The organism is Curtobacterium pusillum (assembly GCF_013359865.1).
Classification (GTDB): Bacteria; Actinomycetota; Actinomycetes; order Actinomycetales; family Microbacteriaceae; genus Curtobacterium; species Curtobacterium pusillum.
The window spans coordinates 58,136-70,935 of sequence record NZ_JABMCE010000051.1 but is presented as its reverse complement, the minus strand read 5'-3'; the positions used below and the strand labels follow the sequence as shown (position 1 = coordinate 70,935).

Below are 12,800 nucleotides of genomic sequence, written 5' to 3'. Positions count from 1 at the left end.
GTGCGCGTCCGTGCGTCGGCGCGCGCCGGCCCGCCCGTCGGGAACCGCACCATGGGTCGCAGCACGGCGTCCAGCTGGTAGGTCGCCGCGTCGACGGCGCGCGACCGTGCGCGCAGGTCCGGTCGCTCGGTGCGGTCCGCACTGGAGGCGCGGGTGGCCTCCGCCGCGTCGGTCTCGCCCGTCTCGGCGTCCGCGTCCTCCCCGACCAGCGCGAGCACGAACGCCCGGACCGCGACGAGCTGGCGCCGCACGGCCCGCCGGATGACGGCGCGGGTGGCGATCGGGAACACGACGGCGCTGACGAGGACGGCCACCGCGGCGCCGAGGAGGTTCTCGGCGAGCCGCATCGGGATGAGCGTGTCCGTGAAGGAGCCGGAGAACGCGTACACCTGGCAGAGCACCACGACGAGGCACGCGGCCCAGAGCGAGTACACACCGCCGAAACCGTACGTCCCGACGGCGAGCAGGACGCACACGAGCACGATCGTGACCCAGGGGTGCGAGGTCCCGACCAGGTGCACGAGGACGATGCCGACCGCTCCGCCGACCACCGTCCCGACGCCGCGGTGCAGCCCCTTCCGGACCCGCTCGTGGGTGGTGTTCGTGCCAGCGAGGACGACCATCACGCCGATGACGCCCCAGTAGAACCGGCTGCCGTCGAGCATCAGGGCGAGGGGTTCCACGATCGCGACCGCGATGGCGGCGTGCACCGCGGTGCGCAGGGACGCGGTGAGGTGCCAGCGCCGCCAGGGTCCCTCGGCGAGGGCGTCCGCGAGGATCGGCACGGCCCCCACGGGGCGGCCTCCTGCGAGGACCACGGGCGTGGCGAACGGCACGCCGGCACCGCGTCGGGGCAGCTCGTCACGGAGTTCGCGCCACCGGACACCGGCCGTGCGGAGGTCGGTGAGCTCGGCGGCGAGCCGGCGGACGAGGGCAGTGGTGCGCGACCCCTCGTCGCTCGCCGACGGTGTGATGCCGTAGCGGGCGAGCAGCGTGTGCGCCGCTTCCTCGCCGTGGCTGCCGCCCGAGCGGAGCACGATCGTGAACGCCCGGAGCGCGGCGTGCCGGACGTCGGACGGCGCACCGTGCTCGACGAGCGCCGCGGCGCCACGCCCGAGCTCGTCGATCGCGAAGTGCGTGTCGAACACCAGCCGGTGCAGCTCCTCGGCCGCGGAGTCGGCGTCCACCCCGCTCGCGGCGAGCATCCCGTCCACCGTCAGCGCGATCTCGTGGTAGCGGTCTCGGCTCCGGCGGAGGCGTCGGAGGGTCCGCCGGCGGGTGGCCGGGTCGTCGGCCCCGGCGAGGGCGGCGACAGCGGCCTCGAGGACCAGCGATCCACGGGCCACGAAACCCCTGCGGGTCCGGAGGAGCGCGCGGTGCGGATCGGGCCGGAGCAGCAGGCGGACGAGGATCGTCACCGCGAGGGAGCCGGCGACGACGAGCCCGAGCGGCACGACGCTCGTCTCGGGCAGCGGGAGGAGCAGACCGCAGAGGTACCCGGAGAACCCGACGGCCGCAGCGTCCGACGCCCAGGAGCCCCAGGACGCCGCCGCGAACTGCACGAAGAGCAGCACGACGATGAGCACGAGTTCGAGGAGCCGGAACGGCTGCAGGGCGATGCTGCCCGCGAGCGCGACGACGAACGGCACGACGACCGCTCCGGTGCGGGCTGCGGTCCGGCCCGTGCTCGGGTCCACGATCACCAGGCAGGTGATGAACGCCGGCATCGCGCCGATCATCACGCCGAGGATCGCCGGCAGGCCGAACGCCGCGGCGATCGCGTACCCGACGGCCATCCCGGCCGGGACCGCGAGGAGCGTTCGGAGCGCCCCGTCCGTCTTCACGAGCCCGGGGTCGAGGGCGAGGGCACGGTCGGTGAGTCGCCGGGTGCGGGTCCGTCGCCGCGGTGCGGTCCGGTTCGTGGTCTCGGTCCTCGGCACGCTGCGGCCGCCTCCTGCTCACTCGGGAGACCAATAGTACCGCAGCTGAACTACCTCGTGATCGGCCCCAGCACCGAGGCGGCGATCGTCCGCGCCGCCGAGTCGCGCGACGACGGGTGGTACTGCCCGGCGCGCACGTCCCGCGCCAGCCGGGCGAGTTCGCCGGTCGCCCGGTACGCCCCGCCGCCGACGACCCGCATCGCCTCGTCCACGACGTGCTGCGCCGCGTCGACCGCCCGCGCCTTCGTGCCCACGAGCAGCGGGAACCACCGCGCACCGAGGTCGTCGACGTCGTCCACCGACCGGGCCAACGACGACACCTGCAGCTCGACCGCGTCGACCGCTCCCCGCATGTCCGCGAACGCCCGTCGCACGTCCGGGTCCTGCGATCGCGGTGTCCCGTCGAGCGCCGTGCGGCCCCCGACCGCGGCGACCGCGAGCGACACCGCCCGCTCCGCGATCCCGACGTACACCGAGGCGATGAGCAGCTCGAACGCGGCGAAGACCCCGAACACCAGCGGGTCCTGGTTCGGGCCCACGGGCAGGCTCCGCACGATCCGGTCCGCCGGCACGTGCACCCCGAGGAGCCGCGTCGTCCGGCTCTGCGTCGCCCGCATCCCGAGCGTGTCCCAGTCGTCGAGGTGCTCGACGTCGCCGTCGGAGCGCAGGACGAAACCGTGCACGAGCCGCGGCTCCGGCCCGGACTCGTCCTTGCCGAACACGCTCAGCACGTCCCACGCCGGCGCGAGCGACGTGAAGACCTTCGTCCCCGTGAAGCGGTAGCCACCGTCGCCGTCCGGCTCCGCCGTCGTCGACGAGTCGAACAGCACGGCGTCGTTGCCCGGCTCGCTCACCCCGAACGCGAGCAGGTGGTCCGCTGACGCGTGGTCGGTGACCGCCTGGAGGAACGACTCACCCCGCGCAGCGACGGCGCGCGCCGCCTGCACCCACACCTGGTGCATGCCGAGACCGAGCGCGGTCGCCGGTGCGGCCTGGGCGAGGCGCCGCTGGACGGCCGACGTCGCCGCGAGACCGAGGTCCGCGCCGCCCTGCTCGCTCGGCACGCCGAGCCGCAGGTACCCGGCGGCACGCAGCTCGTCGAGGTCCTCGGCGCAGAACACGTTGTCCGCGTCGTACGCGGGAGCGCGGGCGGCGATGCGCTCGAGCAGGTCGTCGGGCAGGCACCGGGCGGGGTTGGCCTTCGTCATGCCACGAGACTAGGGTCCGAGGGTGTCAGATCGTCATCCGTGGTCCAGGTACGTCGCGATCGGTGACTCGTTCACCGAGGGGATCGGGGACCCCGACCCCACGGTGCCCGGCGGCAACCGCGGCTGGGCCGACCGGGTCGCCGAGGTCCTGGCGAACCAGTCCGAGGACTTCGCCTACGCCAACCTGGCGATCCGCGGGCGGCTGCTGCAGCAGATCATCGACGAGCAGGTCGAGCCGGCGCTCGCGCTGCGGCCGGACCTCATCACGGTGTCAGCCGGCGGCAACGACATCATCCGACCGGGCTCCGACCCCGACGAACTCGCCGAGCGGGTCGACGCGATGGTCGCCCGGCTCCGGGGCGACGGCGCGACCGTCGTCCTCTTCACCGGTCCGGACGTCGGCATGACCCCCGTCCTCGGCATGGTGCGCGGGAAGACGGCGATCTACAACGAGAACCTGCACGCCATCGCGCTCAAGCACGGTGCCCTCGTCGCGAACATGTGGGCCCTCCGCGTGCTCCGCGACCCGCGGATGTGGGCGCCGGACCGGCTGCACCACTCCCCCACCGGCCACGCCACGGTCGCCGCCGCCGTGCTCGACACCCTCGGCGTGGAGCACGGGCTCGAGCCGTTCAACCCGGAGCCGCTCGAGGCCCGACCGTGGCGCGAGGCCCGCGCGGAGGACCTCGGCTGGGCGCGCGAGTACCTCGTCCCCTGGGTCGTCCGGCGCATCAAGCACACGTCGTCGGGCGACGGCGTCAGCCCGAAGCGACCCGAGCTGCAGGACGTCGTCGAGCACAGGTCCGACACCCCCTGACGCCGCGACCGCGCGCCACCGAGCCGTCCGCGGCGCGGCTCCCGGCGCCCCGCGACGAGGCCCACCGCAGCGGCAGCCGTCCGCCCTGCGACGCGGCGGGACGCGTGTCAGTCGGCGGGGCGGCGCAGGGTGAGCGGCCCGTCGTGCAGCGGCTGGGTCTGCCACTCGGCGGTGGCCGTGCGTGCGTGGAGATCGACGCGCAGGTGCGCGAGGTGCGGTGTCTCGACGAAACGGACGTCGACGAGGATCGCGCCGTCCCCGGGGCGGACCGCGGCGCTCGCCGCGAGGGGACTCTCGACCGCCCACTCCCCCTCGCCGAGCGGGACGGACAGTTCCCGCCCGTCGACGGTCGCGGTGAGGCGCCACGACGCGTCGTCGCGCGCGAAGGCGACGGTGTCGAGCCCCTGGACGTCACCCGCTGTGGGCACGGTGCCGAGTGCGGCGAGGTCGGGAAGCGGGTCCCCGTGGACGGGAGGCAGTCCGAGGGAGGCGAGCCGCGCCTCCAGGCCCGCATCGGCGCCCGCGTCGAGGTCCGGAGCGTCGACGGCGGGCAGGAGGTGCTGCCACGCCGCGTCGAGGACCGCCTGCATGTCCGGGCTCTGCCCGGTGAGGGCGAGGACGAGGTCCTGCTCGGGCAGGACGACGCAGAACTGGCCGTAGGCGCCGTCGCCGCGGAAGCCGTGGCGGGCCATCCAGAACTGGAAGCCGTAGCCCTGCCGCCAGTCCGGGTTCGCCTCGTTCGGGTTGTCGACCTGCGTCCGCGTGGCGGCCACGACCCACTCCTCGTCGAGGATCCGCTCGCCGTTCCACACCCCGCGCTGCAGGTACAACTGCCCGAGCGCGGCGATCGCAGACGTGGGGGCGTAGCAGCCGCTGAAGCCCAGTTCGGCGCCGGTGTCGTCGCGGCGCCAGGCGAGGTCGTCGATGCCGAGCGGCTCGAGCAGCCGCGGGCGCAGGTACTCGACCAGGGAGCCGCCGCTGACCCGCCGCACGATCGCGCCGAGCGTGTACGTGCACGGCTGGTTGTAGGCGAAGACGCTGCCGGGCTCGTCGTCCGGCGGGAGCAGCAGGAACCCGCGCACGACGTTCGACGGGTCGATCGCGAGCGCTCGGTCGAGCGTCTCCTTCGTGGTGCCCGCTCGCCATCGCGAGGAGGTGCCGCACACGGATGCGTCGACTCCGCTCGTCGGTGACGTCGGCGTCGAGCTCCGGGAAGTACGACAGGGCGGTGGCGTCGAGGTCGACGAGGCCCTCGCGGACGGCGATGCCGACAGCCGCTGCGGTGAAGCTCTTGCTCAGCGAGTAGAGCAGGTGGACGCGGCCCGCGGCGTACGGGTGCCACCATCCCTCCGCGGCGACCTGACCGTGCCGGAGCAGGACGATGCTGTGCGGCTCCACGTCGGGCGTGGACTCGAGGGCGTCGAGGAACCGGGCGATGCCGCGAGCGTCGATGCCGAGCGCGGACGGAGCGGTGCGGGGGAACGTCGTCGTCACGCGTCCGACACTACGGGGCGGGGCGCACGATCGTCAGGGGTCGGACGTCGGGACCCGGATCGGTGGCGAGACGGGCATGGGTCTCGACGTCGAACTGCCGGGCGAGCACCGGGTCGCCCGACGCCTCGAGCAGCACCGGCGCGTCGGAGGTCCGCCAGGGGCGCAGCACCGCCGCGGACGTCATGCGCCCTGGAACGGGTTCGTCCACCGCCACCAGATGCCCGGGTCCTCGATCGGCCGTTCGAGGACGAGCGGCACGGTGACCGGATCGTGGTCCGTGATCGTGAAGCGCACCCGCCCCACACGCTCCCCCTTGGTGCCGAGGGTGATCCGGTCGAGCTTCGCCTTCGCGGACACCGTCGTCTTCCCCCAGACGAGCACCTCGGACGCGGACTTCGACACCGCGTCCGCCTCGTCCTGCCACGGAGTCGAGAACGTGCCGAAGGTCTGCCCCGCGTGCGCGAGCGTGATCACCTGGAAGTTGTCCGCCACCGACCGGAGCAGCCGCTGCACGTCGTCGTCGAGCGAGTCGTGGTCGACACCGCCGAGCATCGCGCCCACGACGGTGACGTCCTTCCCGCCCCGCTCGTACGTCGCGGCGAACAGCAGGCACGCCCCGGCCTCGTCGAGGGTCCCGGTCTTGATGCCCTCGACCCCGTCGAGCCCGAGGAGCTTGTTCGAGTTCTCGATCTCCCCGGCACCCGGCACGGTGACCTTCTTCGTCGCCACGACCTCCTTCACGACCGGGTTCGCCAGGGCCAGCTGCCCGAGCTCCACGAGGTCCGTCGCGGTCGACTTGTTGTCCGCGTCGAGGCCGGTCGGCTCCTCGATGGTGGTGTCGTCGAGACCGTGCGCGTCGAGCCACCGGCCCGCGGCCTTCTCGTACGCGTTCATGGAACCGAACGCCCAGATCGCCAGCGACCCCGCGTAGTTGTTCGCCGACTTCATGAGCATCACCTGGAGCGTCTGGTACTCCGACAGCTTGAGCCCCGCCGGCATCGGCGCGACCTCGCCGTTCACCGCGAGGTACTTCGCGTACAGCGCCTGCATCCCGGGGCTGAACGTGATGGTCGGCCCGGTCTGCCCCGGCTGCAGGGGCTTCTCGTCGAGGACCACCAGCGCCGTCACGACCTTCGAGATGCTCGCGATCGACCGGGGCTTCGCGTCCCCACTGGTGCGCAGGCTGTCCGGGAAGTCGGTCGCCTCGACCGCGGTCGCGCCGTACCCCGGGAACGTCAGGTCCGGCACCGTCGAGGTCGGAGCGGCGTACGTGGTGGTCGAGGCGCTCGCCGGAGCGAACGGCACGGCCGCCGCAGCCACGAGGTACCCGACCGCCAGCACCAGCACGGCGACGACGGAGATCGTCACCGGCCTCCGGACGGCGGAACGGGGGCGACGGACGACTCGTGACACGGGAACCGAGCGTAGCGGGGACACACGACAGCCGACCGGGACGACGCGCAGAGGAGGCGGCATCTTCCGGTCGTCGTCGTCGGTCTGGAGGCGCGGGTCGACGCTCAGGGCCGGCCGCCGGTCCGGCGGATGGTCCCCGTCGGAGCCGAGCCGCGCCTCCCGTCCGCGTCAGCTCGCCGGACGCGACCGCTGCGCGTGGGCGACCGCCCACAGGCCGACGGCGCTCGCCGCCGCCACGTTGAGGGAATCGACGCCGTGCGCCATCGGGATGCGCACGGTCGTGTCGGCGGAGGCGACCGCCGCATCGGTCAGACCCCTGCCCTCGGTGCCCATGACGAGCGCGACGCGCTCCGGGACGTCGGCGACGAACGCGTCCAGGTCGACGGAGCGGTCGGTGAGGGCCATCGCCGCCAGGTGGAACCCCTGCGCGCGGAGGTCCTCGCCGGCCGCGGGCCACTCGCCGATGCGGGTCCACGGGACCTGCAGGACCGTGCCCATGCTCACCCGGACGCTCCGGCGGTACAGCGGGTCGGCGCAGCGCGGGCTGACCAGCACGGCGTCCGCGCCGAGGCCGGCGACGCTCCGGAACACGGCGCCGACGTTGGTGTGGTCGACGATGTCCTCGAGGACGACGACGAGCTTCGCGTCCCGCACGACGTCCGCCACCTCGGGCAGCTCCGGACGCTGCACGGCGGCCAGGGCGCCCCGGTGCATGCGGAAGCCGGTGAGCTCCTCGAGCAGGGCGTCGGGGCCGACGAACACGGGGCCGTCGTGGTCGGCGACGAGCGGTAGGACGCTGTCGAGCCACTTCTCCTGCACGAGCACGCTCCGCGGAACGTGTCCGGCACGGACCGCACGCTCGATGACGGTGTTCGACTCGGCGATGTACAGGCCGCCCTCGGGCTCGGTCACCCGGCGCAGCGCGACGTCGGTCAGCCGGGCGAAGTCGTCGAGGCGGGGGTCGTCGAGGGAGTCGATGCGGACGGCGTGCACGGGGCTCGTTTCGGTGTGGTGCGGTGACGGGTGTTCGGCGCCGTGTCGATGGCGCTCCCCGCCCGACGCCAGGTGGGAAGCGACCGGGACGGTCGGCTGTTGAGGGTACCGTGAACACGATGGCGACGAGCGAACCGAGCAGCCCTGCGGACGCGGCCTCTCCCGCGGCCTCTCCCGCGGCCTCCGCCGCGGTCGACCTGGACCGCGCCGTCGAGCTGCTCGCCGGCAAGCGGATCGCCGTGCTCTCCGGTGCCGGGCTCAGCACCGATTCGGGCATCCCCGACTACCGCGGCGAGGGCCGCGTGGTCCGCAAGCCCATGACCTTCCAGGAGTTCCGGGCCGACCCCGCGAAGCGTCAGCGTTACTGGGCCGGGTCGCACCTGGGCTGGCGGACCTTCGCGGCCGCGCGCCCGAACGCCGGTCACCGTGCGCTCGCCGCGCTCGAACGCGACGGGATCGTGACCGGCGTCATCACGCAGAACGTCGACGGCCTGCACCTCCGCTCCGGGTCGCGCCGCGTCGTCGAGATCCACGGCTCGATGGACCGCGCCGTGTGCCTGACGTGCGGGCAGGTGTTCTCCCGCGCCGACCTCGCCACCGTGCTCGACCGCGACAACCCCTGGATCGACGAGCCCGGGACCGTGCAGCTCCAGCCCGATGGCGACGTCGAGATCACCGACGTGGAGCGCTTCCAGGTGCCCGACTGCTCGGTGTGCGGCGGCGTGCTGAAGCCCGACGTGGTGTTCTTCGGGGAGTTCGTGCCGGCCGAGAAGTTCCGCGAGGCCGTGTCGATCGTGGCCGAGGCCGAGGCGCTGCTCGTCGTCGGGTCCTCGCTCACCGTGAACTCCGGCGTCCGCCTGGTCGACCACGCCGCCCGACGCAAGCACCCCGTCGTCATCGTGAACCGCGGCACCACCCGGAGTGACCGCCGGGCGGCGGTGAAGCTCGACGCCGGGACGACCGAGACGCTCGAGGCCCTGGCCGCACGGCTCGACCCGTCTGCGATGATCGAGCGGTGACGACGCTCCTGTACCTGGTCCGGCACGGCGAGACCGACTGGAACGCCGAACGGCGCATCCAGGGCTCGACGGACATCCCCCTCAACGACACCGGGCGTCGGCAGGCCGCCTCGACCGCCGCGCTGCTGGACCGGCGCCGGTTCGACGCGGTCGTCGCCTCCCCGCTGTCCCGGGCTTTCGAGACGGGGACGATCATCGCGTCCCACCTGGGACTCGCGGAACCGACGACCTACCCGGGACTGGTCGAGCGGTCCTACGGCGAAGCCGAGGGGCTCACGAACGACGAGGTCGTCCGGCGCTACCCGCACGACGACATCCCGGGGCGTGAGTCGCGCAGTGCCCTGCTCGCCCGCGTGACCGAGACCCTCGGCGAGATCGCGGTTCGGTACGACGCCGGGAGCGTCGTCGTCGCCACCCACGGCGCGGTCATCCGGAGCATCGTGAACGCGGCCGCTCCGGGGACCGCGGACCGGCACGACACACCGATCCGGAACGGGTCCGTGCACTCGTTCCGCTGGGATCCCGAACGCTTCCACGCCGAGCTCGTCCGGTTCGACGACCCCATCGACGAGGTGTCCGACGGGCCCGGGCGGTACGCGTTCGAGTACCAGAACCCGCTCGAACGCCGCGGGTAGGCGAGTACTAGGCTCCGATGCACTCGCTGACCCGAGCGCGTGAGGGGGCTGACATGACCATCGACGGACCCGGACAGGGTGGAGCACGGCCCGGGTGGCCGCAGCCCGTCGAGGCGGACGACCTCGACCGGGCGTTCGGTCCCGGCACGGCGTCCGTTCCGGTACGGAACCCGCGGCAGCGCGTCCGGCGCAGCGCCCTCGTCGTCGTCGGCGTGATCCTCGTCGCGGGGGTGCTCGCCGTCGTCCTCGTCACGATCATCGGCAGCGTGCAGAACGGTGTCGGCGGAGTGTTCCCACGGCCGGAAGCGGCGCTGAACCGCTTCGGGGACTCCGCGAAGAGCCTCAGCGGCGTCGAACGCGTCACCGACTCGAAACCGACGAAGACCTCGTTCGCCAGCTACGACGTCGAGTCCAGGGTCGAGGTCTCCCCCACGCTCTCCGACGACGAACGGACCGCGGTCGTGGACGCGCTGAGCAGTGCGGCCGACGACACCAGCGGCAACGGCGTCCGGGTGTTCGCCGTCGCGGACCTCGGCGCGCTCGAGGTGGGGGTGTCCGCCGACACGAAGGTCACCGAGCAGCGGCTGGCGCTCGCACGGCAGCTCGACGCGATCGGCGGAGTCTCGGGCGTGCGCTGCTCGTGGAGCGACGCCGGTCCCTCGGACGAGCCGGCGGCGCAGGCCGTCACCGTCGAGACCCGCGGCACGGGGGCCGTGCTCGGCGCCATCGTGGGGAAGGCGACGCAGGAGGCGCACGCGGTGTTCCCGGGCGCCACGGTGACGTCCGCCGCCCCGTCGTCCTGACGCGCGCCGCGCCGCCGCTGTTCGCGAAAGCGACGGTCTGCCGCCGAAGTCCCGCGGCAGACCGTCGCTTCGGCGCACCACTCCACCCACGAAGGTGGTACGGAGTCGCTTTCGCGCTCCCAACCAGATCGGCGCGCACCCCACACCGCGCCGCGGCAGCGGCGCGCCGCCGCTGTTCGCGAAAGCGACAGTCTGCCGCCGAAGTCCCGCGGCAGACCGTCGCTTCGGCGCACCACTCCGCACGCGAAGGCGGTACGGAGTCGCTTTCGCGCTCCCAACCACATCGGCGCGCACCCCACCCCGCGGCCGCCGCGCCGCCAGCACCCCGCGGCGGGTCAGCGCCGCGCGCGCGCCCCGCGGTCCGCGACCGCCCGCTCGACCGCACGCACCACCTGATCGGCCGAGTCGTCCCACCGGAACCGCGCCGCCTGCACGACCGAGTCCTGCGAGGCGGAGTCCCATCGTGCCTCCAGGCGGCGCACCGCGGCGGCGACCGACGACGGCGAGGACGGATCGAAGTACTCCGCTGCGTCCCCGCCGATCTCGCGGAAGATCGGGATGTCACTGGCGACGACCGGAGTCCCGACGCCCATCGCCTCGACGAGGGGGATGCCGAAGCCCTCGTCGTACGAGGCGGTCGCGAGCGCCGTCGCCGACCGCAGCACGGACAGGTACTCCTCGTCGCTGGCGCCGTCGTGGAACACGATCGCACCGGCGGGGGCGAGCCGGCTCAGCCGGGCCCGGTCGGTGTCGGACACGCGCGACATGCAGTGCAGCGTCCAGTCGGCACCGAGCAGCGGCAACGCGGCCGCGAGGGTGTCGACGTTCTTGTACGGCATGAACGACCCCATGTAGACGAGGGTCTTCTCCCGCACGCTGCCGTCCGCCCGACGCTCCGCCGGATCGGCAGCGTTGTACGCCACCGTCACGGGACGCTTCGTCAGCCGGTGTTCCGCGATCAGGCCGGCCGTCGTCTCGGACACCGTCACGACGCCGTCGGCACCGTTGAGGAGCAAGCGCTGCGGCGCCCAGCTGAGGTGGAACGCCCGCCAGCCGAGCCGGAGCGGCCACGAGAACTCGCGCGGAGGCGTCCGGTTCCGGTAGTAGATCAGGTCGTGCAGCGTCAGGACGAGGGCGTACCCCCGCCCGCGCGACCCCATGGTCTGCATGGGCGAGAAGACGGCGTCGAGGCCGAACCGGTTCACCCTGCGGGCCACGAGCGGCTCGCCGGCGTCGGTCGGCGCCGGGAGGAGTTCCCACGCCAGGCCCTCGGGCAACGACTCGAGCTGCCGCTCGTCGTGCACGAGGAGCGTGTAGTCGTGGCGGTCCGGCAGGTGGGCGGCCACCCCGGCGGTGAAGCGGCTGATGCCGTCATGGCGGCCGATCCGGACGTACCGGCAGTCGATGCCGATTCGGAGTCGGGTCACGAGTCGGTCCCGTCCGTGGGCTCGGGTGTGGGCGCCATCGTCGGCCTGGAGGCGCGGGTCGACTCGGCCTCAGAGCTGGGCTCGACGACGGGCTTCGTCGCCTTGGCCGCCTTGGCCGCCTTCTGTTTGGCCGTCTTCGGCTTCTTCGCGCGCTTCGGCGCGTCCGCCATCCGCCGCAGCACCGCGGCCGCAGCCGCTCCGGGCGTCTCGTAGTGCACGAGGTGCCCGACCTCGGGGATCACGACGAGTTCGGCGTCCCGCAGCCGTGCGGCCAGCGCCCGCTGCTCCGGCACCGCCGTGATGTCGTCGTGCTCGGCGGCGATCATCAGCACGGGCACCTCGATGCGGTCGGCGTACTCGGAGACGTCGTGCGTGACCGAGGTCCGGAACGCCTCGAGCACGCTCGTCCGGTTCGCGAACGCCGAGAAGTACCGGTCGTGCTGGTCGTGCACCCAGCGGCGGAGGTCGCGGTCGTGCGACTTGAGCATCGCGATGCTCATCACGCGGACGATCGCCGGGTTGCGGAGCAGCCCGAGACCGAGGGGCTTCGGCAGCATCGCTCCGGCCCGGTAGTAGCCGATCGCGATGCCGGTCCCCACCGCTCGCGGCCCCTGCAGTGCCGGCGCGGCGATCGGGTTCACGAGGACGAGCAGCCGGGTGTCGAGTCCGGCGGCGATGGTGGCGGCGACCACGATCGAGCCGAACGAGTGTCCGAGGACGACGGTGTCGCGTCCCAAACCGAGCGCCGTGTGGAAGCCGGTCAGCCACGCCACGTAGGAGTCGATGTCCGAGACCGCGAGCGGATCCGAGATGCCGAAGCCGGGGAGGTCCGGCACGATCACCCGGACACCCTCGAGGTGGGCGGCAATGGTCTCGAGCCCGTGGTGGTCCCCGCGGAACCCGTGCACGGCGAGCGCCGTCTGGTCGGCGTCGGACGGCCCGTACTCCCAGTAGTGCGTGGTGCGGCCGTCGACCTGCACGGAGCGGTGCACGACCGGGGTGGCGGCCATCAGCGACTGGTACGGGGAGAGCACGGGCGGTTGCATCCCGG

At 73.2% G+C, this 12,800-nt stretch carries 11 protein-coding genes and 1 pseudogene; 4 read left to right on the top strand and 8 right to left on the bottom strand.

What is annotated here, in order from left to right:
* On the bottom strand, nucleotides 1-1,940 hold a 1,940-nt coding region (locus HP507_RS18280), incomplete at its 3' end, for an FUSC family protein (protein WP_175350407.1).
* Between the two features lie 50 nt (nucleotides 1,941-1,990).
* Nucleotides 1,991-3,148, bottom strand: coding sequence for an acyl-CoA dehydrogenase family protein (locus tag HP507_RS03200; RefSeq protein WP_175350406.1), 1,158 nt, complete (start codon nucleotides 3,146-3,148; stop codon nucleotides 1,991-1,993).
* A 22-nt stretch (nucleotides 3,149-3,170) separates the two neighbouring features.
* Between HP507_RS03200 and HP507_RS03195 the strand changes: the two genes are divergently transcribed.
* The gene (locus HP507_RS03195; protein ID WP_175350405.1) at nucleotides 3,171-3,965 is read left to right on the top strand and encodes an SGNH/GDSL hydrolase family protein; all 795 of its coding nucleotides are present in this window, start codon (nucleotides 3,171-3,173) and stop codon (nucleotides 3,963-3,965) included.
* A gap of 107 nt (nucleotides 3,966-4,072) precedes the next feature.
* Here HP507_RS03195 and HP507_RS03190 read toward each other — a convergent pair.
* The 4 genes and pseudogenes from HP507_RS03190 to HP507_RS03175 form a co-directional block, all read right to left on the bottom strand.
* A pseudogene (locus HP507_RS03190) lies at nucleotides 4,073-5,363 on the bottom strand (serine hydrolase domain-containing protein).
* A gap of 106 nt (nucleotides 5,364-5,469) precedes the next feature.
* Entirely contained in the window at nucleotides 5,470-5,643 is a 174-nt protein-coding gene (locus tag HP507_RS03185; RefSeq protein WP_175350404.1) for a hypothetical protein, read from the bottom strand.
* Nucleotides 5,640-6,872, bottom strand: coding sequence for a D-alanyl-D-alanine carboxypeptidase family protein (locus HP507_RS03180; RefSeq protein WP_175350403.1), 1,233 nt, complete (start codon nucleotides 6,870-6,872; stop codon nucleotides 5,640-5,642). Before HP507_RS03180 ends, HP507_RS03185 begins: the two co-directional genes overlap by 4 nt.
* Nucleotides 6,873-7,040: 168 nt before the next feature.
* Complete coding sequence (locus HP507_RS03175; RefSeq protein WP_175350402.1) at nucleotides 7,041-7,865, bottom strand: TrmH family RNA methyltransferase; 825 nt, start codon at nucleotides 7,863-7,865, stop codon at nucleotides 7,041-7,043.
* Between the two features lie 119 nt (nucleotides 7,866-7,984).
* Here HP507_RS03175 and HP507_RS03170 point away from each other — a divergent pair, with 119 nt between their 5' ends.
* The 3 genes from HP507_RS03170 to HP507_RS03160 are packed head-to-tail and all read left to right on the top strand — an operon-like array spanning nucleotide 7,985 to nucleotide 10,322.
* Nucleotides 7,985-8,884, top strand: coding sequence for a Sir2 family NAD-dependent protein deacetylase (locus HP507_RS03170; protein ID WP_175350401.1), 900 nt, complete (start codon nucleotides 7,985-7,987; stop codon nucleotides 8,882-8,884).
* Nucleotides 8,881-9,519: a histidine phosphatase family protein gene (locus HP507_RS03165; RefSeq protein ID WP_175350400.1), complete on the top strand. Its 639-nt coding sequence runs from the start codon at nucleotides 8,881-8,883 to the stop codon at nucleotides 9,517-9,519. Before HP507_RS03170 ends, HP507_RS03165 begins: the two co-directional genes overlap by 4 nt.
* A 53-nt stretch (nucleotides 9,520-9,572) precedes the next feature.
* Nucleotides 9,573-10,322 (top strand): hypothetical protein, encoded by a 750-nt coding sequence (locus HP507_RS03160; RefSeq protein WP_175350399.1) that lies wholly within the window; start codon nucleotides 9,573-9,575, stop codon nucleotides 10,320-10,322.
* Between the two features lie 335 nt (nucleotides 10,323-10,657).
* Here HP507_RS03160 and HP507_RS03155 read toward each other — a convergent pair whose 3' ends face one another.
* Both HP507_RS03155 and HP507_RS03150 read right to left on the bottom strand, forming a co-directional pair.
* Nucleotides 10,658-11,749, bottom strand: a complete 1,092-nt coding sequence (locus tag HP507_RS03155; protein WP_175350398.1) for a glycosyltransferase family 4 protein — start codon at nucleotides 11,747-11,749, stop codon at nucleotides 10,658-10,660.
* Nucleotides 11,746-12,795 (bottom strand): alpha/beta fold hydrolase, encoded by a 1,050-nt coding sequence (locus tag HP507_RS03150; protein ID WP_376984279.1) that lies wholly within the window; start codon nucleotides 12,793-12,795, stop codon nucleotides 11,746-11,748. The genes HP507_RS03155 and HP507_RS03150 overlap by 4 nt, the downstream gene beginning before the upstream one ends.
* Between the last annotated feature and the right edge of the window lie 5 nt (nucleotides 12,796-12,800).